Raw genomic sequence first — 19,367 nt, forward strand, 5'->3', positions numbered from 1 at the left:
CGATCTTGGATGAACACCGGTCAACGCGGGCTCCGGCGGTACTGCACATCGATCGTTCGCTCGGTGAACCCGAGCGAACGATACAGGGCCACCGCGGCGGCGCTGTCGGCCTCCACATACAGGTCCGCGGTTCGGCACCCGCGTTCGCGGAGGCGGTCGAGCCCGGCCAGCATGAGGCGGCGGCCGACGCCGCGACCGGCGGCATCCGGGTGCACGCCGACGACGTAGATCTCGCCCACCGGGGAGCCCGACTCGATCTTCAACCAGTTGTAGCCGACCATCCGACCGGTGCCAGTGCCGGCGTCGCGGGCCACCAGGAAATCACCGGCCGAGAACCACGGTTCGGCACAGCGGGCGGCCAGATCGCTCGCGGTCAGAGCCCCCTGCTCCGGGTGCGCGGCGAACACCAGCGCGTTCAGCGCCACCCACTCCGCGTCGTCCGGCCCGGGCCGGAACGCGTCGATCTGGATGGCGGCACGGATGCCGGTGCGGGCAGGGGCTCCGGGCTCGGCCGGCGCGCTGCCGGCTGTCTCCTTCGACAGGTCCAGCCGCAGCTGCAGCAGAGTGCGCTCGGCCGTGAAAGCGAACCGATCGGCGAGCGCCTGGGCAGCGGGGTGGTCGCCGTGCGACCAGATCGTCAGCTCCCCGGGCGCGTCGGCCAGGATTTCGGCCAGGGCGGCCGCGCCGTACCCGTGCCGGCGTCGGGCCGGGTCGACGACGAGGTCGAGTTCGCCGGCGCCGAGGATGCCCGCACCCACGACGACGTTCCCGTCCTTCTCCACGACCAGGAACGGGGCGCGGTGCCCCGCTGCCACGTCGAAAAGGGACTGTTCGTTGAACGGCGCGTAGCCGTCGCCCTGGGTGGCGGCGGCGCTGACCCGGTGGAACTCGGCCGCGAAGGCGGCATCCGTCAGATCAGGCGCAAACCGGATGAATGCCACGGGTGCCGTCCTGTTCCTGCACATTGAAGCGGTAGCCCACGTTGCGCACTGTGCCGATCAGGGATTCCTGGTCGCCGAGCTTGGCCCGCAGTCGCCGCACGTGCACGTCCACCGTGCGGGTGCCGCCGAAGTAGTCGTAGCCCCAGACCTCGCTGAGTAGCTGTTCCCGGGTGAAGACCCGCGACGGATGCGCGGTGAGAAAGCGCAGGAGCTCGAATTCCTTGTAGGTGAGGTCCAGCGGCCGGCCGTGCACCTTGGCGGAATAGCTGGCCTCGTCGATGATGACCCCGGCGGCGCGGATGGTGGCGGATTCCTCAGTGCGGGGCGCGCGCCCGACGGCGAGGCGGATGCGCGCATCCACCTCGGCCGGCCCGGCCGTCTCGAGGATGACGTCGTCGACGCCCCAGTCCGTGCTCACCGCGGCCAGGCCGCCCTCCGTGATCACGAGCAGCAGCGGAACGGTGTTTCCCGTGGTGCGCAGAATCTGGCAGAGCGACTTGGCCGCCATCAGATTGGAGCGGGCATCGACGAGCATGAGGTCGGCGTCGGGCGCCGTCACGAGCTGGTCCGGCTGGGCGGGGATGGTGCGCGTGCCGTGTGACAGCAGGGCGAGGGCGGGAAGAACGTCACTGTTGACCGCCGAGGTCAGGATCAACAACTGGGCCACACTCACCCTCCAAGGATTGTGCGCCCAATCCTAGCGTGCCGCGGAAAGGGTCCCGGGCAGGGCAGAATGAGAGGGTGAGCTGGCAGTGGAAGAGCGTCGTCGTGGTGTGGTTGTTCGCGTTCGCGTGCGCCGTGCTGGCCGGATGGCTGTCGCTGCCCGGCCAGCATCTGATCTGGATCAGCCTCTCCTTCGCCGGCTGCACGATCGGAACCCTGAGCGTACAGCTCGCGACCGGACGCAAGGAAGGCTACGTGGACCGGGTTACGACCAGCCTCGTCGGTGCCGTGGCCGTGCTCGCCGCCGCCACCGGAATCTTCGCTCTCGCCGGGCTCCTCTGACTCTGATCTGAGTCAGCCCGTGCTCGTGTGGTTCTGCTGAGGCGTGCCGAGGGGTTATCGCGCGCGAGCGGGCTAGAGTAAGGGGCATGTCTATCCTCGCTATCGAAATCTTCTTCCTGGGGCTGCTCGCGCTGGCGAGCCTGTCGATCGCCTGGGTGTCCGGCTTGGTTCTGTTCAAGCTGTACCGGGGGCAACGGTAGCCCTCGATGTTTGAGCTGCCCCCTCAGCTTCCCTCCGAACTGGTGCCGCTGTCGTGGCTCCTCGGGGTGTGGGAAGGTTCGGGAGTCATCGACTATCAGATCGGCGAAGAGTCCGTCAGCCGGGAGTTCGGTCACCGGTTGAGCTTCAGCCACGACGGCCTGCCGCACCTGAATTACAACTCCTACACCTGGCTCGAGCCCACGCCCGACGCCGACGGCGGTGAGTCGACGCCGCTGATGACGGAAACCGGGTACTGGCGGCTGAGCCGTGCCCAAGGGCTCGGCGATCCCGGTCCGGGTCTGCTGCCGGCCGTGGGTGAGCATCCGTTCGTCACCGCTGCGGCGGTCGAAACCCTCCGCAACGCCGACAACGGCTTCGATATCGACGTGACCATCGTGCACCCCGGCGGAGTCGCGGAAATCTACCTCGGCCAGGTCAAGGGTCCGCGCATCGACCTGGCGACGGATGCCGTGATGCGCACCCAGGGTGCCAAACCCTACTCGGCGGCGACGAGGCTCTATGGTCTGGTCGACGGCCATCTGCTCTGGGCCTGGGACATGGCCGCCTTAGGTCAGAGCCTGCGCACCCACGCGTCCGGCCGCCTCAAGCGCGTCGAATAAACCGGGCATCCCTGCGCCTCACATCCAGGCGCCCCGGCGCCAAACCGTCCGTTGGAAAGAGCTCCCATGACCGATGCACCCGTGTCCCTTCTCCCGTCCTCGCCGCTCAGATCCCCGCTGCTCGAACTCGACGGCGCGGTGCAGGCCGAGGGCATCGACGCCGGCGTGGCCGCGCACTACGGCGGACCTCTCACGGAGCAGCGCCGGCTTCTCGCCGGCGGAGCCGTCGTCGACCTGTCCCACCACGGCGTGCTGAGCGTCGCCGGACCGGACCGGTTGACTTGGCTCAACTCCATCTCCAGCCAGGAGCTGCGCCGCCTGGCGCCGGGGGAGTCCACCGAGACGCTCCTGCTCGACCCGAACGGCCACGTCGAATACGCCATGGCGGTCATCGACGACGGGGTGGAGACCTGGCTGCTGGTCGAGGCAGCCCAACTGCCCGGGTTGCACGCGTGGCTCGACACGATGCGCTTCACACTGCGGGTGCAGGTCGTCGACCACACTCTCGCCTACGCCGTGATCGGGTCGATGGGTGACCCGTCGGTGTTGCCGCTCACACCGGCCGCGCCGAGCGGAGTGCCTCTGGTGTGGCACGACCCCTGGACCCAGGTCTCCGCGGGCGGATACCAGTACGCGCCTGGACCGGCGCATCCGGCCGCCGCGTGGCACTGGACCGAGACCCTCGTCCCTCGCACGTCCCTGCCGGCTCTGCGCGACGCCGTGCGGAACGGAGGGGTCGCCGCGGCCGGCCTTCTCGCCGTCGAGGCCCTCCGGATCGCGGCGTGGCGCCCGCGCCGGGCCACGGAGGTCGACGAGAAGAGCCTGCCGCACGAACTCGACTGGCTGCGCAGCGCCGTGCACCTGAACAAGGGCTGCTACCGCGGCCAGGAGACCGTGGCCAAGGTACACAACCTCGGGCATCCGCCCCGCCGCCTGGTGCTGCTGCACCTGGACGGCTCCGACGCGGTGCTCCCCGTGCACGGGGACGAAGTGCAGGCCGTGAAGCAGCTGGCCGATGGAACCACCGAGCACCGCGGTATCGGCCGGATCACCTCCAGCGCCATCCATTACGAGCTGGGCCCGATCGCGCTCGCCACGGTGAAGCGCACCGTTCCCGCCACGGTCACCCTGTACGTGGCCTCCCAGGAGATCCTCGTCGCGGCCGCGCAGGAGGTCATCGTGCCTCAGTCGGCGGGCTCGGTGGCCGATATCCCGCGCCTGCCCCGGCTCGGCATCCGCACGCCCGGCCACTGACGCCGGTCACTGACGCCGGTCACTGACCCCGGCCACTGACCCGGGCCGCCGACCCAGCCCCGGCGCGCTCGCCACGTCGGTAGAGTTGGACTCATGTCAGATGCATACAATCTCATCCTTCTCCGTCACGGCCAAAGCCTATGGAACCAGGAAAACCTTTTCACCGGCTGGGTGGATGTCAGGCTGAGCGAGCAGGGCGCGGGCGAAGCCAAGCGCGCCGGCGAGCTTCTCGCCGAGTCGGGCCTGCTGCCCGACATCCTGCACACCTCATTACTTACCCGCGCCATCCAAACCGCGAACATCGCTCTGGAAGAAGCCGACCGGCTGTGGATCGACGTCAAGCGCTCCTGGCGGCTCAACGAGCGCCACTACGGCGCCCTGCAGGGTCTCGACAAGGCGGAGACCCTCGCCAAGTTCGGGCCCGAGCAGTTCCAGCTGTGGCGCCGCTCCTTCGACGTTCCGCCGCCCGTGCTGGCCGACGATTCCCGCTGGTCTCAGGCGCACGACCCGCGTTACGCGGCGCTCGGCGACGACCTGCCCCGCACCGAGTGCCTCAGCGACGTCGTCGACCGGATGCTGCCCTACTGGGAATCCGACATCACCCCCGACCTGCGTGCGGGCAAGACGGTTCTCGTCACCGCCCATGGCAACTCGCTGCGCGCGCTGGTCAAGCACCTCGATGGCATCAGTGACGCGGACATCGCCGAGCTGAACATCCCCACCGGCATCCCGCTGGTCTACCGCCTCGGCGCGGACATGATGCCGCTCGGCCCCGGCCGTTACCTTGACCCCGAGGCTGCCGCCGCCGGTGCCGCCGCCGTCGCGGCCCAGGGAAACAAGAAGTAGCGTCCAACCCACCAGGAACGAGAAAGCCCCGGAAGCGACTGCTTCCGGGGCTTTCTCGTTCCTGGTGACGCCGGAACGCCTGGACTCTAGGCGTTCGTGTTCTGCTGCCAGGCGCCGGTGCCGAGGTACTGCACCTTCTTCGCGATCGAGACCGCGTGGTCGGCGAAGCGCTCATGGTAGCGGCTGGCGAGGGTGGAATCGACCGTGTCGGCCGCCTGGCCCTTCCAGGTCGCCCCGAGCACGGCGTCGAACACGCTGAGGTGCAGCGCGTCGACCTTGTCGTCTTCGTTGCGGATGGTTTCGGCCAGCTTCATGTCCTCATTGGTCAGAAGCGCGGTGAGCATGTGCGCGATTGCCGTGACGAGCGTGCCCATCTCGGCGAAGGTGGCGCGCAGGCTTTTCGGCACGACCTTGTCGGGGAACCGGTAACGGGCCAGCTGGGCGATGTGCGTGGACAGATCGCCCATCCGTTCGAGCGACGCGCTGATGCGCAGGGCGCTGACGACGATGCGCAGGTCGCGTGCGACCGGCTGCTGGCGGGCCAGGATCGTGATGGCCAGCTCATCGAGTTCGATGGTCAGCTCGTCGATCTTCTCGTCTTCGGAAATCGCTTCTTCCGCCAGACCGACGTCGGACTCGTTGAAGGCGCGCGTCGCCTTGTCGATGGAGATCGCCACGAGTCGGGAGATCTCGACAAGGCGATCCTGCACTTCGGCGAGTTCCTGCTGGAATACTTCACGCATGGTGTGTGGTCCTTCCTGGGCGCGCGTAACACGCAGACGCGTGAGACCCACCTGGCCCCACCGAATCATGGGGGAGGGAGGTTAACGGCAGGTGCCGTGGTCTTGAACTCTACCTAAAGTAGCCTGCGCGCCGGGACGGCCCCGTCACCCACCCGGAATAAACGTCAGTATTCTGGATGAATGGAATCGACAGGGCTTGTGCTTCTGGCGCTGGCCCTCGGCCTGACTGTCGGGGCCGGCTTCATGACGCTGCTGCACGTGGCCGAGCGTCACGGTCGGCGCGCCGCCGAGGTCGTCAACCCGGCCGTCCCCGACGGAATCGACCAGGTGCTCGACGCGCTGGAGACGGCCGGTGCCGTCGTCGACCCGTCCAACAACGTGATCAAGGCATCCCAGGCCGCGGTGTCGATGGGACTGGTCTGGAACCGGCAGCTGGTGCACTCCGAGCTCCTGAACCTGATCAGCCAGGTGCGCCGTTCCGGCGAGCCGATCTCGGACCACCTGGTCCTCTCCCGCGGGCCCTTCGGTGATGCCAGCATGCGGGTGCGGGTGCGGTTGGCCCGGCTGGGAACACGGTACGTTCTGGTGCTGGCGGAGGACCGCACCGAGGCCTTCCGGCTCGACGAGGTGCGCCGGGACTTCGTCGCCAACATCAGCCATGAGTTGAAGACGCCCATCGCCGCCGTGGGGCTGCTGGCCGAGGCGCTCACCCAGGCGGCGGACGAGCCGGTGCAGGTGCGCCGCTTCGCGAACCGCCTTACCACTGAGTCCGGTCGCCTCAGCCGCCTGACCCAGGAGATCATCGAATTGTCCCGCCTACAGGCGCAGGATTCCCTGACCGAGCCCGAGATCCTCAACGTCGACGTCATCGTGGCCACGGCGGTGGACCAGAGCCGGGTCACCGCGGAGGCGGACCGGATCACGATCGCCCTCGGCAAGAAATCGGGGGCCGAGGTGAGCGGCGACGAGCGGCTCCTCGTGATGGCCGTGCACAATCTTGTGGCCAACGCCGTGAACTACTCAGCAGAGGGTTCCCGCGTCGGGGTCGGGGTGCGCAAGAACGCCGGAGTCGTCGAGATCAGCGTCACCGACCAGGGCGTGGGCATCGAGGAAGCCGATCTTGATCGGATCTTCGAACGCTTCTTCCGGGTCGACCAGGCCCGCTCGCGGCACACCGGCGGTACGGGGCTCGGCCTCGCGATCGTCAAGCACATCGTTCAGATCCACGGCGGCGACATCCGCGTCTGGTCGCAGCCGGGCAGCGGTTCGACCTTCACCATCCGCCTCCCGGAGGCGCCGCACCCCGCTTCGGCGGCGATAGGAGACACCCCATGACCCACATCCTTCTAGTCGAAGACGAGAGCGCGCTCAGTGAGCCGCTGAGCTTCCTGCTCGAGCGGGAGGGGTACGAGGTCACCGTCGCCGAAGACGGTCCGAGCGCTATCAGCGAGTTCGACCGCACCGGCGCAGACCTGATTCTGCTCGACCTCATGCTCCCCGGCATCCCGGGCACGGAGGTGTGTCGGGAGATCCGCACGCGGTCGTCTGTGCCGATCATCATGCTGACCGCCAAGGACTCCGAGGTGGACATCGTGGTCGGGCTCGAGCTCGGCGCCGACGACTACGTCACCAAGCCGTATTCGACCCGGGAACTGCTCGCCCGCATCCGTGCCGTTTCCCGGCGCCGCACCGACGAGGTCGGGGAGGACCTGAGCCTGCTGTCGGCGGGCACAGTGCGGATGGACACCGAGCGGCACACCGTGACAGTGTCCGGCGAGATCGTGAACCTGCCGCTGAAAGAATTCGAGCTGCTGGAGTTCCTGCTCCGCAACGCCGGCCGGGTGCTCACCCGAGGTCAGCTGATCGACCGGGTCTGGGGCAGCGACTACTTCGGGGATACCAAGACCCTGGACGTGCACATCAAGCGGATCCGGTCGCGGATCGAAGCCGCCCCCTCGGATCCGACCATGCTGGTCACCGTGCGCGGCCTGGGCTACCGCTTCGACGCCTGAGGCCGGGCGCGACGGAGGGCGCCCGCGCGGGAATGCGTGCCGCGATCCGGAGCGGCCAGTCGGCCTCGCCCTACGGGGCGGAGGTCGGCAGCAGCGTCGAGTACTCCTCGAGTGAGCCGTCGAGCACCGGGACGAGAACTTCGACGCCGGTCTTGTTGCCGTACTGGAAGAAGACGGGGAACAGCGACCCTGGCGCGACGTCGGCCGTGACGGTGACGGTCGGGGCATCTGGTGTGCCGAACGTGACGCTGGAGTTCGCGTCCACGTTCACCTCCTGGGTGAACTTCTCGGTGCCGTCGTCGTACTGCACGTTCAGGCTGTGTGCCGAATCGCCCGAGTTGACGACGGTGACCACGAGGTTGGCGATGTTGCCGTCGTCCGACAGGAGCATGGCGTTGCGGATGGCGAGGTCGCCGACATTGCCGCTGACTCCGTCGCTTGCGTCGTATTTCGCGGTCGTCGACTGCGGTGCCAGGAGATTGCAGCCGCTGGTCCCCAGAAGGATGCCGGTCGCCACAACGACGGACACGATGATACGAGCTTTCACAACGCCTCCAACAGATCACCGTTCCGCCTGACGGCCAAACGCTGCAAATTTAGCTTTCCCCTTCAGCCTACCGGCTCCCGTCGGGCTGAGCCGCGCGCGCCCGGGCGCGGCGCACCTTACCACTGGCGGCTGTGGTAGCCTCGTCGTTGCTGAAGGGATACACATATGCTGTTTGAGGTTGGCGAAACTGTCGTTTATCCCCACCATGGTGCTGCGACGATCACCGAGGTGAAGACGCGCATGGTCAAGGGTGAAGAGAAACTGTATCTGAAGCTGAATGTCACCCAGGGCGATCTGACCATTGAGGTTCCCGCCGAGAACGTCGACCTGGTCGGCGTTCGCGACGTGATCGGCCAAGAGGGTCTCGACAAGGTGTTCGAGGTGCTGCGCGCTCCCTTCACCGAAGAGCCCACCAACTGGTCCCGCCGGTACAAGGCCAACCTGGAAAAGCTCGCATCCGGCGACGTCATCAAGGTGTCGGAGGTCGTTCGTGACCTGTGGCGCCGCGACCAGGACCGGGGCCTGTCCGCCGGCGAGAAGCGGATGCTGGCCAAGGCCCGTCAGATTCTTATTTCAGAGCTGGCCCTGGCGGAGAAGACCGACGAAGAGAAGGCCTCCACGTTCCTCGACGAGGTCCTGGCGTCCTAACCGGCACAGCCGGAACCGGCAGAATCAGAACCCACGTAACCAGACTTGCTTTCGATGGAGGGCGGCGCCGCGAGGTGCCGCCTTTCGCATTTCGTGCCTCCGACGCCCGCACCGACGCGGTCTTTTGCCGCAGTACCTCCCGCACCACTTCGTACTCACCGTCTCGCGTCCATTCGTCGCCGACCTCACCAGATAGCCTCCAGATATGACTGAAACCCCTGCGCCCCAGGTCGCAGTCATCGTCGTCGCCGCCGGGAGTGGCAGCCGGCTCGGGCACGCCGAGCCGAAGGCGTTCGTCTCGCTGGCCGGACGCACGCTGCTCGAACGCGCGCTTGCCTCTGTGTTCGGGATGCGGGACCCGGTGCAGGTCATCGTTGTCGCGCCCGACACCCACCTGGCCCACGCCCGCCGGGTCGCCTCGAGGGCGGGCGGGGCAGCATCCGTCGACGTGGTCGCCGGCGGCGCCACCCGACAGGAGTCGGTGAACCGCGGCCTGGCCGCGCTGCACCCCGGCGTGCGCACCGTCCTGGTGCACGACGCCGCGCGCGCCCTCACGCCCGCCGCGCTCTGCGACGCCGTCGTCGACGCGGTGCAGTCAACCGGTCACGGCATCGTTCCCGGCCTGGCCGTGGTCGACACCATCAAGAAAATCTCCGCTGCCGGCGAGATCCTGGGCACGGTGGACCGCGCCGCACTCTCGGCCGTGCAGACCCCGCAGGGCTTCCCGAGGGAGATGCTCGCCGCCGCGGCCGCCGCGGCATCCGCCGGCTCGTCGCTCGAGGCGACCGATGACGCGGGCGTGGTGGCCGCCGCCGGCTACCCGGTCAGCGTGATCGCCGGGGACCCGCTCGCCTTCAAGATCACAACCCTGTGGGACCTGGGCCGGGCCGAGGCCCTGCTCGGCGCGCGCGTGCCGGCCCACTCCGCGCCCCGCACCGACACCGCGCCCCGCGTGGGCACCGGGCTCGATGTGCACGCCTTCGACGACGACTCCGAACTGTGGCTCGCCGGCCTGCACTGGCCGGGGGAGCGCGGACTGTCCGGGCACAGCGATGGCGATGCCGCCGTGCACGCCATCTGCGACGCCCTGCTCTCCGCCGCCGGGTTGGGCGATATCGGTGGTGTCTTCGGCACATCCGATCCGCGCCTCGTCGGCGCCCATGGCGACGTGTTCCTCGGCGAGACCCTGCGCATGCTGGCGGCCGCCGGGTTCCGGGTCGGCAACGTCACGGTGCAGATCATCGGCAACCGGCCCAAACTCAACACGCGCCGGGCCGAGGCGGAGGCGCTGCTCGGATCGCTGCTGAAGGCGCCGGTCGCCGTGTCGGCGACCACGACGGATGCCCTGGGCTTCACTGGCCGCGGCGAGGGCCTCGCCGCCATCGCGACGGCGCTCATTCTCCCCGAACCCCCGGCAGACCCTGACCTAAGCTGGGAAGCGTGACCATGCGACTCTACGATTCCAGGGCCCAGGCCCTCCGCGACTTCATACCCCTCACGCCCGGCGCGGTGGGTATTTACGTTTGTGGACCCACCGTGCAGTCCTCGCCCCACATCGGCCACCTGCGCAGCGCCCTCGTCTACGACCAGCTGCGCCGCTGGCTCACCTACCGCGGCTTCGATGTCACCTTCGTGCGCAACGTCACCGACATCGACGACAAAATTCTGGCCCACGCGGTCGGGGGCACCGAGCAGTGGTGGGCGCTCGCCTACCGCTACGAGCTGGAGTTCACCGCCGGATACCAGCGGCTGGGCATCCTCGCCCCCAGCTACGAACCCAGGGCGACCGCCAGCATCCAGCAGATGCAAGACCTGATCACCCGACTGATCCAACTCGGGCACGCCTACCCGGCCGATGACGCCTCCAGCGACGTCTACTTCGACACGGCGAGCTGGCCCGACTATGGTGACCTCACCCGCCAGCTGCGCGGCGACATGGAACCGGCAGCGGATGCCGACCCGCGTGGCAAGAATGACCCACGCGACTTCGCCCTGTGGAAGGGTCGCAAAGCCGACGAACCGGAGTCCGCCTCCTGGCCGTCCCCGTGGGGAGCCGGCCGTCCCGGCTGGCACATCGAGTGCTCGGCCATGGCGTCCCGCTACCTCGGCTCCCACTTCGACATCCACGGCGGCGGGCTCGACCTGCGCTTCCCGCACCATGAGAACGAGCTGGCCCAGTCCGCCGCCGCCGGCGACGGCTTCGCGAGCTACTGGGTGCACAACGGTCTCGTCAACGTGAACGGGCAGAAGATGTCCAAGTCGCTGGGCAACTCGGTCTTCGCGGCGGAGCTGCTCGACCAGGCGCGCGCCATCGTCGTGCGCTACTACCTGGGGGCGGCCCACTACCGTTCCACCATCGACTACCACGAGGGTTCCCTCGTGGAGGCCGAAGCGGCCCTCGAAAGAATCGAGAGCTTCCTCGACCGCGCCGACCGCCGCCTGGCGGACACCCGCTTCGCCGGATCCGGAGTCGAGATCGTCCCGGACGAATTCGCGTCCGCCATGGACGACGACCTGGCCGTGCCTCAGGCTCTGGCCGTGTTGCACGACACCGTGCGTACCGGCAACGCGGCGCTGGACGCCGAAGATCTGCACGCGGCCGCCGCCGCGCGTGGTCACGTGCTCGCCATGAGTGAGGTTCTCGGAATCAACCCGCTCTCACCGGGCTGGTCCGTGGCCACGGACGAACCGGCCATGATCGCACTCACCGCCCTCGTCGAGCGCCTGCTCGACGATCGCGAAATCGCAAGGCAGGGCCGCGACTATGCGGCCGCAGACCGTATCCGGGACGAGCTCGTCGCCGCCGGAATTACCATCGAAGACACCCCCTCGGGTGCCCATTGGAGTTTTGACTGATGAAGAACACAGACCGTAAGTCCCGCACCGGGGCCGTGCGCAAGGGCAGCCGGGGACCACAGGTCGGTTCCGGCGGCCAGGGACGCCAGGCGCTCGAGGGCAAGAAGCCCACGCCCAAAGCGGAAGACCGCCCCTACCACCCCGCCGGCAAACGCAAGCTCGCCCAGGACCGCTTCGTCGCGGCCGGCGGCGGCCGCAGCCGCGGTTCCGCGGGTCCCAAGAGCGCGCCGCGCAGCGCCACCACCGGCAACACCGGCGGCGGCGGAGCGTCCACCCGCCGGGCTAAGCAGATCGACGAGCATGAGGTTGTGACCGGGCGCAACTCCGTACTGGAAGCGCTGCGGGCTAAGATCCCCGCCACGGCCCTGTACATCGCCACGCGCATCGAAATGGACGAACGGGTGAAGGAGGTCCTCACCCTCGCGACGACCCGCGGCATCCCCGTCCTCGAGGTCATGCGCCCGGAGCTCGACCGCCTGGCCGGCCGGGACTCGGTGCACCAGGGTCTCGCGCTCAAGGTGCCGTCCTACGAGTACGCCCAGCCCCTCGAGCTGCTGGAACTGACGATCAGCCGCGGCCACAAGCCGCTCTTCGTCGCCCTCGACGGCATCACCGACCCCCGCAACCTCGGCGCCATCATCCGCTCGACGGCCGCGTTCGGCGGACATGGCGTGATCGTGCCGCAGCGTCGGTCCGTCGGCGTGACCGCGTCGGCGTGGAAGACGTCGGCCGGCGCCGCTGCCCGACTTCCCGTCGCCATGGCCACCAACCTGACCCAGTCGCTCAAGGCGCTCAAGGAGCGCGGCGTGCTCGTCATCGGCCTCGCCGGTGATGGCGACACCCAGCTGCCCGAGCTCGGCATCGGTTTCGCCGAGCGCCCCATCGTGATCGTGGTCGGCAGCGAGGGCAAGGGGCTGTCCCGCCTCGTCACCGAGACCTGCGACGCGATTGTGTCGATCCCGATCAGCGCCTCGACCGAATCCCTCAACGCGGGGATCGCGGCCGGCGTGACACTGTACGAGGTCTCCCGACTGCGCGCGGCTGCCAAGGCCGCCAAGGTCGCGAAGCAGGCAGCCGCCGCGACGGCGGCAGCCGCCTCCGCAGCCTCTTAACCCGACCCGCCGGGCGCCCGTCAGGCAGGCCGAACCGCGAGAAAAGCCCCTTAAGCCCACAATCGGCGGGCTTTTCTCACGGTTCGGCTGGGTACACGGACCCGGCGGAACGCCGGCCGGATCAGACCTTGAGGCGCCAGTCGGCCGCGTCGTCGGCGGCCGACTCGGCCGCGTCCGCCAGGGCGGCGGACTCATCGTCGGTCACGTCGATCGGGATCGTGATCTCGCCGGTGGCCGGCTCGATCACGGTGGCCTCGTCGCGGCGGTGCCGGAGCACGTCCTTGACGTAGGAGGTGACGGCTTCGGCCAGCGGGATGTCCCTGGACTGGTTCTGGGCCATGAACCAGCGGTGGTCGAGCAGCTGGTGGAAGACCTCGGCCGGCTCCAGCTTGCCCTTGAGATCGCGGGGAATGGCCCGGATGACGGGTTCGAAGACGCGCACCAGCCACTCGTGCGCCAGCATCTCCTCGTCGGCCTCCGGGTCGCCGTAGGAGACCCGGTAGGAGTCGAGGTCGTTGAGCAGGCGCCGGGCCTGGTTCTCCTCGGCGTCGAGCCCGGTCAGCCGCAGCAGGCGCCGCTGGTGATGGCCGGCGTCGACGACCTTCGGCTGGATGCGCACGGTCGTACCCGTGTTGTCCGTCTTGATGGCCAGTTCCTCGATGTCGAACCCGAGGTCGTTGAGGCGTTCGACGCGTTCCGTGATGCGCCAGCGTTCGGAGCTGGAGAAGGATTCCGACCCGGTGAGCTCTTTCCAGAGCAGCCGGTAGGCGGCCACGATCCCATTGCTGACCCGGATGGGATCCAGCTCGTCGGCCGCCCGACCGCCGGCCTCGAGGTCCATGAGCTCACCGGCGATGTTGACGCGCGCGATCTCCAGGTCGTTCTCGCGCTGGCCGTTGGAGAGCCCGCCTGGATATAGCTGCCCGGTCTCGGCGTCGACCAGGTAGGCGGCGAACGCGCCGGCGTCACGGCGGAAGAGGGTGTTGGACAGCGACACATCACCCCAGAAGAGGCCGGCCATGTGCACGCGTACCAGCAGCAGGGCCAGGGCGTCGACCAGCCGGGTGGCGGTGTCGGGCCGCAGGGTCTGCGAGTAGAGCGCGCGGTAGGGGAGCGAGAACTTGAGGTGCCGGGTGACGAGCACCGAATTCAGCGGCTCGGCGTCGTCATCGGTGCGGTTCGTGATCACGGCGAGCGGCTCGACGCAGGGAATTTCCAGGCCCTGCAGGGTACGGAGCATCTCGTACTCGCGCTTGGCCATCTCGCTGGTGGTCTCCTTGATGGCGACGACACGGCCGCTCAAATGAGCGAAGCGCACAAGGTGGCGGGAGATGCCTTTGGGCAGGGCTGCGATGTTCTCGTTCGGCCAGGCATCCAGCGGGAGGTGCCAGGGAAGGTCAAGTAGGGCTGGATCGGCAGTGGCCGATGTGATGTTGAGTGAACCGCTCATCCGTCGAGTTTACCGGTGTGCTCCGCAGTCGGGGAACGACAAAACGGCCGAACGGAGCATGCTCCATCCGGCCGTTCGTTGACGAGCGGGTGCCTAGTCGGCGACTGCTCCACCGAGGCGCAGGCCGGTCTCGGCGTCGAACACGTGCATGTGGTGCGGCGTCGGGGTGAGGTAAACGGTGTCGCCGGCGGACGAGTGCGAACGACCATCGACGCGAGCGACGATATCGGTGCGCTTGCCCTCGACCGTGGAGTGGCCGTAGAGGTAACCGTCGGCGCCGAGCTCCTCGACCAGGTCGACGGCAACTTCGAGGCCCTCGCCATGCGTGGTTGACAGGTGGATGTCCTCGGGGCGAACGCCGATCGTGACCTTCTTGCCGGTGGAGCCGGCCAGGGTCTCGCGGGGCACGGGGATCGTTGCGGTGCCGAACCTGACGCCGCCGTCGACGGTGTCGGCCAGGAACAGGTTCATGGCCGGGCTGCCGATGAAGCCGGCAACGAAGACGTTGTTCGGCTTCGAATACAGGTCGCGAGGCGTGCCGACCTGCTGGAGCACGCCATCCTTGAGGACCGCGATGCGATCGCCCATGGTGAGGGCTTCGGTCTGGTCGTGGGTCACGTAGACCGTCGTGACGCCGAGGCGGCGCTGGAGCGAAGCGATCTGGGTGCGGGTCTGCACGCGCAGCTTGGCGTCGAGGTTCGACAGAGGCTCGTCCATCAGGAAAACCTGGGGCTGACGCACGATGGCCCGGCCCATGGCGACGCGCTGACGCTGGCCACCGGAGAGCGCTTTCGGCTTGCGGCTCAGGTACGGCTCGAGGTCGAGCAGCTTGGCGGCCTCGAGAACGCGGGCGGCGCGCTCATCCTTGTTGACGCCGGCGATCTTGAGCGCGAAGCCCATGTTCTCGGCGACCGTCATGTGGGGGTACAGAGCGTAGTTCTGGAAGACCATGGCGATGTCGCGGTCTTTTGGCGGGACATCCGTCACGTTGCGCTCACCGATGAAGATGTTGCCGTCGTTGACTTCTTCGAGGCCGGCGAGCATGCGCAGGGACGTGGACTTGCCGCAGCCGGACGGGCCGACCAGCACGAGAAACTCGCCGTCGGCAACCGACAGGTCGAGCTTGTCAACGGCGGGAATAGAGGAACCCGGATACAGGCGGGTCGCCTTGTCGAACGTGACTGAAGCCATGGTTGATTACTCCTTCACCGGCAGGTACGTGCCGGACGATCCGTTGTGATGGGTTACTACGCCTGCCGCGCGTCATGTGCGACAGGTCAACTTTCTTAGTATGTCATGTCGGGGGATCGCGGCGACGGCGGGAATTCTGCGGCGGAGCCCGCCCACAGGCCCCGTCTGGACGTTTCCCAGAAAGGGGACCTACTATTTGGGAGGCATTCGCAAATGGCTTGCCTCTGCACTAACTACTCGGAGCGAGCATTCATGACTATTGGCGGATCGGGCGACAGCCGTCCCTCTAAGAATCAGCGACGTGACGCGGTGCGCACCAAGGCCAAGCGGATCCGCGAGGAGCAGAAGAAGAAGGACCGCCGTTACCGGGTCGCCCTGCGCGGCGGAATCGCCGCCGCCGGCGTCGCCATTGCCGCGGTCATCGCCGTGGTCATCATCAACTCGATTCCCCCGGTCGGCCCCGGTCCGGCGAACATGGCCAGTGACGGCGTGCTGATCTCCGAGGGGATGACCCCGGTCACGACCTCCGCGCTCCAGCCCGAGGCCAAGCCGATACCGTCCAAGCCGGATGCGACCGGCACGGTCGCCGACATTCGCGTCTACGCCGACTACCTCTGCCCGTTCTGCAGCGAGTTCGAGGCCGCCAACAGTGACCAGATCAGCCAGTGGGTCACGTCGGGTGCCGCGACCGTGGAGATCCACCCGGTTTCGATCCTGACCCACAAGTCCTCCGGCACGAAATACTCGCTTCGGGCTGCGAACGCCGCCGCATGTGTGGCCAATTACGCCCCCGCAAACTTCTACGACTTCAACGCCATCCTGTTCCAGGAACAGCCCAAGGAGGGCACTGCCGGTCACGACGACGCGGCCATCAAGGGCCTCGTGAAGGATGCCGGCGTGAGCGACCGGGTGTCGCAGATCAACGCGTGCATTGACGACACGACCTTCAAATCGTGGGTCATCGCATCCACCGACCGGGCTCTGTCCGGTCCGTTGCCGAACACCGAGGTCGAGGCCATCACCGGCACACCCACCGTGCTCGTCAACGGAAAGCAGTACGTCGGCGCACTCGACGACCCGAGGGAGTTCGCGGCCTTCGTGCTACAGGCGGCCGGCGCGACCTACTCCACCTCGACGCCGACCCCCGAGCCGCCACCGGCAGGGTAGTCGCCCCGCTTCGATGGCGGCACAGCACGGGTTCGTCATTTAGGATGGTGTGTCGAGGCGTCAATCGCCTCATGCCGGCCTGGCGCAATTGGTAGCGCACCACTCTTGTAAAGTGGGGGTTACGGGTTCAAGTCCCGTGGCCGGCCCTGTTCTCTCATCGCTTCAGATCGTGGTTCTCTCGGTGACGGTTTCCTTGAGGGCGCTGAGAAAATCCGTCGGATCGATCGGCGAACGCACGCCCGGTTTTGCATCGGCCGGAATGCCCCCGACGTACAGCCAGCCGAGCAATTCTTCCGAGGCCGCGAGGCCGTGGGTTTCGTTCACCGGCTGCGTGCGGGCCAGGGTGCCGGAACGCCACATGACGCCCCAGCCCTGGGCGGCGAGGAGAAGGCTCAGCATGTGTGCGACACCGGCCGCGACGGCGTCCTGTTCCCAGACCGCCACCGTGTCGCTTTCGCGACGGCTCGCGACCACGGCGATCAGAAGTTCGGCGCGTAGCGGCTTAGCGGCGAGCCTGGCGGCTTCGGCGCCGTTCAGCCCGGCGGCCTCGACCATGGCCTCGCCCAGGCGGCGCCGGGCGTCACCGCGCAACTCGATCAGCCGCCACGGACGCAGAGCGCCATGGTCGGCGACACGGGCCGCGACAGCCACCAAAGGCAGCAGTTCCGCATGGCTCGGCGCCTGCCCGGTGACCTTGGAATGGGAGCGTCGATGATTGACCGTATCGAGGAGGTCGGACAATGCTTACTCGACCGGCTTGAAATTGAGCGAGATGGAGTTCATGCAGTACCGGTCGCCGGTGGGCGTTCCGAATCCGTCGTCGAAAACGTGGCCCAGGTGCGAGCCGCACTTCGCACAGCGCACCTCGGTGCGCACAACGCCGAGGGTGCGGTCTTCGAGGAGTTCAACGGCCTCGGGACGCACCGATTCGTAGAAGCTCGGCCAGCCGCAACCGGAGTCGAACTTCGTGCCGCTCTTGAACAGCTCGGCATTGCAAGCCCCGCAGGTGTAAATCCCGGAGCGGCCCTCATCGAGGAGCTCGCCGGCCCACGCCCGCTCGGTGGCGGCGCCGCGAAGTACGGCGTACTGCTCGGGGTTCAGCTCCGCGCGCCACTGCGCATCCGACTTCTCGACCTCGTAGTCCATGTTCCGTTCCTTCCTGCTCGACCCCGGAGAGGCCGAAATCTGTCCGTATCAACAATAAACTCGCCAGACCGCGGCGGTATTCCTCGATCAGGAGACAGGCAGGTTTTTCCACCTTGGACAGCACGGCACAACGGCCCAGCGAGTACGCAGGCATCGACAATTAGGATTGCAGAGATCGAGGGAGGTGGCACGTGGACGGAACTCCCGGTTCGTCGACTCCCGCGGAGCCTACCTCGGAGTCCTCCTCGCCGGCAGACTTGTCCGCGCGCGACCGGTTGATCCTCGCCTTCGAGCGGCAGTGGTGGAAGCATGCCGGCGCCAAGGAACAGGCGATCCGGGCCGAGTTCGGCCTCTCGGCCGCCCGGTACTATCAACTACTGGGGGTTGTGATCGACTCGCCGCTGGCCCTGGCCCACGACCCGATGCTGGTGAAACGCCTGCAGCGGATGCGCGACGCCCGGTCGCAGGCAAGGGAGCGCCGGTCGCTACAGTCCACCGATTGACTCCCTGACCTGCACCCTTCCCGTGTCTCATCACCACCACAAAGGATCTGACCAGCCTCACGATGCCGAACTCCTACGCGAAAGACCGCTTCGACCACCTCCCGCACTCCCTGGAGCGGGTGGGGGCCCACCGCGCGCCCGGCAAGAAAGGGCGCGGCTGGGTCGCAGTTTGGTGGTCTCTCGGCGCAACCGTGCTGCTGGTCGGCATCGGAGTCGTCGGCCTGGCCGTCCTGAACAACAACCTGAACTTCGAGTTGCCGGGCACGGCGACGACTGCTGACAGCGCGGCCGAGCCGAGCGCCACTCCGAGTGACACTCCGGCGCCGGTGCCGACGCCGGCCGCGACCGTGGACCCTGACTCGACCGTGACCGTTTTGAACGGGACCGCCGGCGAGGGGATCGCCCGGTCCGTTGGCGATGTCCTCGAGGCGGAGGGCTGGACGATCGAAGAGCTGGACAACGCGAGCACGGAGGATGTGCAAACCACGACGGTTTACTACGCCGACGCGGCCCTGGAGGGAGCGGCCCGCGGAGTCGCGGAGTCACTGCCCGGCTCGGAGGTGCTGCTTTCAAGCGATTTCGCCGATTCCGCAGCGGACCTGACCGTTGTCGTCGGCGCCGACTACGAGCCGGCCGAATAGCCGTCGCCTATACGTCGGGCGCTCGCGCGTCAACCCCCTTTCGTTCTTCCGGAGCTTCCGTAAATTGAGCATTGGTCCCTCATTTTGTTTGTCCGGGCGTTCTCGCAGGAGACGTATTCCATCGGTCGAATGCAATGGACGCAATCCCTGCGCCAGGCCCGGTACGGCCAACGGGCGCGTGTCGACGAATTCACAGCAACAAGGAGTTATACATGGCGAACGGAACCGTCAAATGGTTCAACGCTGAAAAGGGTTTCGGCTTCATCACCGTCGATGGAGGTGGCCAGGACGTCTTCGTCCACTACTCGGCCATCGACATGCACGGCTACAAGGTTCTGGAAGAGGGACAGCACGTCATCTTCGAACTGGGTACAGGGGCAAAGGGGCCCCAGGCAGAAGCGGTTCGTCCGATCTGATCCAGCGGGGGATGTTCCAGCGGTCGACCGAAGAGTCGAGTCGCTCCCGGGTATGTGTGCGCGGCAGT

Annotated in this window: 22 protein-coding genes and 1 tRNA gene; 15 read left to right on the forward strand and 8 right to left on the reverse strand. The window is 67.5% G+C overall.

Annotation, left to right across the window (positions count from 1 at the left end):
* Positions 1–20: 20 nt before the first annotated feature.
* Both mshD and CXY82_RS16445 read right to left on the reverse strand, forming a co-directional pair.
* Positions 21–941: a mycothiol synthase gene (mshD, locus tag CXY82_RS16440; RefSeq protein WP_233199394.1), complete on the reverse strand. Its 921-nt coding sequence runs from the start codon at positions 939–941 to the stop codon at positions 21–23.
* A complete protein-coding gene (locus CXY82_RS16445) occupies positions 916–1,608 on the reverse strand; it encodes a response regulator transcription factor (protein WP_104171845.1) in 693 nt (230 codons plus the stop codon). Before CXY82_RS16445 ends, mshD begins: the two co-directional genes overlap by 26 nt.
* A 74-nt stretch (positions 1,609–1,682) precedes the next feature.
* Between CXY82_RS16445 and CXY82_RS16450 the strand changes: the two genes are divergently transcribed.
* The 4 genes from CXY82_RS16450 to CXY82_RS16465 all read left to right on the forward strand — a co-directional run bounded on the left by CXY82_RS16450 (position 1,683) and on the right by CXY82_RS16465 (position 4,867).
* Positions 1,683–1,946, forward strand: a complete 264-nt coding sequence (locus CXY82_RS16450; protein ID WP_104171846.1) for a hypothetical protein — start codon at positions 1,683–1,685, stop codon at positions 1,944–1,946.
* Positions 1,947–2,152: 206 nt separating this feature from the next.
* Positions 2,153–2,767 (forward strand): FABP family protein, encoded by a 615-nt coding sequence (locus CXY82_RS16455; protein ID WP_104171847.1) that lies wholly within the window; start codon positions 2,153–2,155, stop codon positions 2,765–2,767.
* A 66-nt stretch (positions 2,768–2,833) separates the two neighbouring features.
* On the forward strand, positions 2,834–4,021 hold the full coding sequence (locus CXY82_RS16460) for a folate-binding protein YgfZ (RefSeq protein WP_104171848.1): 1,188 nt from the start codon (positions 2,834–2,836) through the stop codon (positions 4,019–4,021).
* Positions 4,022–4,114: 93 nt separating this feature from the next.
* A complete protein-coding gene (locus tag CXY82_RS16465; protein WP_104100149.1) occupies positions 4,115–4,867 on the forward strand; it encodes a phosphoglyceromutase in 753 nt (250 codons plus the stop codon).
* 86 nt (positions 4,868–4,953) lie between these two features.
* Here CXY82_RS16465 and phoU read toward each other — a convergent pair whose 3' ends face one another.
* Entirely contained in the window at positions 4,954–5,610 is a 657-nt protein-coding gene (gene phoU, locus CXY82_RS16470; protein WP_104100148.1) for a phosphate signaling complex protein PhoU, read from the reverse strand.
* A 180-nt stretch (positions 5,611–5,790) separates the two neighbouring features.
* Here phoU and CXY82_RS16475 point away from each other — a divergent pair, with 180 nt between their 5' ends.
* Both CXY82_RS16475 and CXY82_RS16480 read left to right on the forward strand, forming a co-directional pair.
* Positions 5,791–6,945: a cell wall metabolism sensor histidine kinase WalK gene (locus CXY82_RS16475; RefSeq protein ID WP_104171849.1), complete on the forward strand. Its 1,155-nt coding sequence runs from the start codon at positions 5,791–5,793 to the stop codon at positions 6,943–6,945.
* Positions 6,942–7,622: a response regulator transcription factor gene (locus CXY82_RS16480; protein ID WP_104100146.1), complete on the forward strand. Its 681-nt coding sequence runs from the start codon at positions 6,942–6,944 to the stop codon at positions 7,620–7,622. The genes CXY82_RS16475 and CXY82_RS16480 overlap by 4 nt, the downstream gene beginning before the upstream one ends.
* A 70-nt stretch (positions 7,623–7,692) precedes the next feature.
* On the opposite strand, the gene CXY82_RS16485 is transcribed toward CXY82_RS16480, so the two are convergent.
* The gene (locus CXY82_RS16485; RefSeq protein WP_104171850.1) at positions 7,693–8,169 is read right to left on the reverse strand and encodes a hypothetical protein; all 477 of its coding nucleotides are present in this window, start codon (positions 8,167–8,169) and stop codon (positions 7,693–7,695) included.
* 165 nt (positions 8,170–8,334) lie between these two features.
* Between CXY82_RS16485 and CXY82_RS16490 the strand changes: the two genes are divergently transcribed.
* The 4 genes from CXY82_RS16490 to rlmB all read left to right on the forward strand — a co-directional run bounded on the left by CXY82_RS16490 (position 8,335) and on the right by rlmB (position 12,785).
* The gene (locus CXY82_RS16490; protein WP_104171851.1) at positions 8,335–8,817 is read left to right on the forward strand and encodes a CarD family transcriptional regulator; all 483 of its coding nucleotides are present in this window, start codon (positions 8,335–8,337) and stop codon (positions 8,815–8,817) included.
* 205 nt (positions 8,818–9,022) lie between these two features.
* The gene (gene ispD / locus CXY82_RS16495; RefSeq protein WP_104171852.1) at positions 9,023–10,261 is read left to right on the forward strand and encodes a 2-C-methyl-D-erythritol 4-phosphate cytidylyltransferase; all 1,239 of its coding nucleotides are present in this window, start codon (positions 9,023–9,025) and stop codon (positions 10,259–10,261) included.
* The gene (cysS, locus tag CXY82_RS16500; protein ID WP_104171853.1) at positions 10,258–11,673 is read left to right on the forward strand and encodes a cysteine--tRNA ligase; all 1,416 of its coding nucleotides are present in this window, start codon (positions 10,258–10,260) and stop codon (positions 11,671–11,673) included. Before ispD ends, cysS begins: the two co-directional genes overlap by 4 nt.
* A complete protein-coding gene (gene rlmB / locus CXY82_RS16505; protein WP_104100141.1) occupies positions 11,673–12,785 on the forward strand; it encodes a 23S rRNA (guanosine(2251)-2'-O)-methyltransferase RlmB in 1,113 nt (370 codons plus the stop codon). Before cysS ends, rlmB begins: the two co-directional genes overlap by 1 nt.
* Before the next feature lie 121 nt (positions 12,786–12,906).
* Here rlmB and CXY82_RS16510 read toward each other — a convergent pair whose 3' ends face one another.
* Both CXY82_RS16510 and CXY82_RS16515 read right to left on the reverse strand, forming a co-directional pair.
* Entirely contained in the window at positions 12,907–14,235 is a 1,329-nt protein-coding gene (locus tag CXY82_RS16510; RefSeq protein WP_104171854.1) for a DUF4032 domain-containing protein, read from the reverse strand.
* Positions 14,236–14,328: 93 nt separating this feature from the next.
* Complete coding sequence (locus CXY82_RS16515) at positions 14,329–15,426, reverse strand: ABC transporter ATP-binding protein (RefSeq protein WP_104171855.1); 1,098 nt, start codon at positions 15,424–15,426, stop codon at positions 14,329–14,331.
* 252 nt (positions 15,427–15,678) lie between these two features.
* Between CXY82_RS16515 and CXY82_RS16520 the strand changes: the two genes are divergently transcribed.
* Together CXY82_RS16520 and CXY82_RS16525 are read left to right on the forward strand one after the other, a co-directional pair.
* Positions 15,679–16,593 (forward strand): thioredoxin domain-containing protein, encoded by a 915-nt coding sequence (locus CXY82_RS16520; protein ID WP_104171856.1) that lies wholly within the window; start codon positions 15,679–15,681, stop codon positions 16,591–16,593.
* A 73-nt stretch (positions 16,594–16,666) separates the two neighbouring features.
* A tRNA-Thr gene (locus CXY82_RS16525) sits at positions 16,667–16,739 on the forward strand.
* Positions 16,740–16,755: 16 nt separating this feature from the next.
* Here the strand turns inward: CXY82_RS16525 and CXY82_RS16530 are convergent.
* Positions 16,756–17,334, reverse strand: a complete 579-nt coding sequence (locus tag CXY82_RS16530; protein WP_104171857.1) for a nitroreductase family protein — start codon at positions 17,332–17,334, stop codon at positions 16,756–16,758.
* Between the two features lie 3 nt (positions 17,335–17,337).
* Positions 17,338–17,739, reverse strand: a complete 402-nt coding sequence (gene msrB / locus CXY82_RS16535) for a peptide-methionine (R)-S-oxide reductase MsrB (RefSeq protein ID WP_104171858.1) — start codon at positions 17,737–17,739, stop codon at positions 17,338–17,340.
* A gap of 191 nt (positions 17,740–17,930) precedes the next feature.
* On the opposite strand from msrB, the gene CXY82_RS16540 reads away from it, so the two are divergent.
* The 3 genes from CXY82_RS16540 to CXY82_RS16550 all read left to right on the forward strand — a co-directional run bounded on the left by CXY82_RS16540 (position 17,931) and on the right by CXY82_RS16550 (position 19,299).
* Positions 17,931–18,242 (forward strand): DUF3263 domain-containing protein, encoded by a 312-nt coding sequence (locus tag CXY82_RS16540; protein ID WP_104171859.1) that lies wholly within the window; start codon positions 17,931–17,933, stop codon positions 18,240–18,242.
* A gap of 62 nt (positions 18,243–18,304) precedes the next feature.
* Positions 18,305–18,883, forward strand: a complete 579-nt coding sequence (locus CXY82_RS16545; protein WP_104171860.1) for a LytR C-terminal domain-containing protein — start codon at positions 18,305–18,307, stop codon at positions 18,881–18,883.
* Between the two features lie 212 nt (positions 18,884–19,095).
* On the forward strand, positions 19,096–19,299 hold the full coding sequence (locus tag CXY82_RS16550; RefSeq protein WP_104100133.1) for a cold-shock protein: 204 nt from the start codon (positions 19,096–19,098) through the stop codon (positions 19,297–19,299).
* The last annotated feature ends 68 nt before the right edge of the window (positions 19,300–19,367 follow it).

Source organism: Cryobacterium sp. M23, assembly GCF_002929655.1.
GTDB classification, from domain to species: domain Bacteria; phylum Actinomycetota; class Actinomycetes; order Actinomycetales; family Microbacteriaceae; genus Cryobacterium; species Cryobacterium sandaracinum.

Excerpts from the sequence above, each read along its gene's own strand:
- CXY82_RS16455 (WP_104171847.1), top strand. The coding sequence starts at position 2,153 with ATGTTTGAGCTGCCCCCTCAGCTTCCCTCCGAACTGGTGCCGCTGTCG.
- CXY82_RS16460 (WP_104171848.1), top strand. The coding sequence starts at position 2,834 with ATGACCGATGCACCCGTGTCCCTTCTCCCGTCCTCGCCGCTCAGATCC.
- CXY82_RS16465 (WP_104100149.1), top strand. The coding sequence starts at position 4,115 with ATGTCAGATGCATACAATCTCATCCTTCTCCGTCACGGCCAAAGCCTA.
- phoU (WP_104100148.1), bottom strand. The coding sequence starts at position 5,610 with ATGCGTGAAGTATTCCAGCAGGAACTCGCCGAAGTGCAGGATCGCCTT.
- CXY82_RS16475 (WP_104171849.1), top strand. The coding sequence starts at position 5,791 with ATGGAATCGACAGGGCTTGTGCTTCTGGCGCTGGCCCTCGGCCTGACT.
- CXY82_RS16480 (WP_104100146.1), top strand. The coding sequence starts at position 6,942 with ATGACCCACATCCTTCTAGTCGAAGACGAGAGCGCGCTCAGTGAGCCG.
- CXY82_RS16490 (WP_104171851.1), top strand. The coding sequence starts at position 8,335 with ATGCTGTTTGAGGTTGGCGAAACTGTCGTTTATCCCCACCATGGTGCT.
- ispD (WP_104171852.1), top strand. The coding sequence starts at position 9,023 with ATGACTGAAACCCCTGCGCCCCAGGTCGCAGTCATCGTCGTCGCCGCC.
- rlmB (WP_104100141.1), top strand. The coding sequence starts at position 11,673 with ATGAAGAACACAGACCGTAAGTCCCGCACCGGGGCCGTGCGCAAGGGC.
- CXY82_RS16510 (WP_104171854.1), bottom strand. The coding sequence starts at position 14,235 with ATGAGCGGTTCACTCAACATCACATCGGCCACTGCCGATCCAGCCCTA.
- CXY82_RS16515 (WP_104171855.1), bottom strand. The coding sequence starts at position 15,426 with ATGGCTTCAGTCACGTTCGACAAGGCGACCCGCCTGTATCCGGGTTCC.
- CXY82_RS16520 (WP_104171856.1), top strand. The coding sequence starts at position 15,679 with ATGACTATTGGCGGATCGGGCGACAGCCGTCCCTCTAAGAATCAGCGA.
- msrB (WP_104171858.1), bottom strand. The coding sequence starts at position 17,739 with ATGGACTACGAGGTCGAGAAGTCGGATGCGCAGTGGCGCGCGGAGCTG.
- CXY82_RS16545 (WP_104171860.1), top strand. The coding sequence starts at position 18,305 with ATGCCGAACTCCTACGCGAAAGACCGCTTCGACCACCTCCCGCACTCC.
- CXY82_RS16550 (WP_104100133.1), top strand. The coding sequence starts at position 19,096 with ATGGCGAACGGAACCGTCAAATGGTTCAACGCTGAAAAGGGTTTCGGC.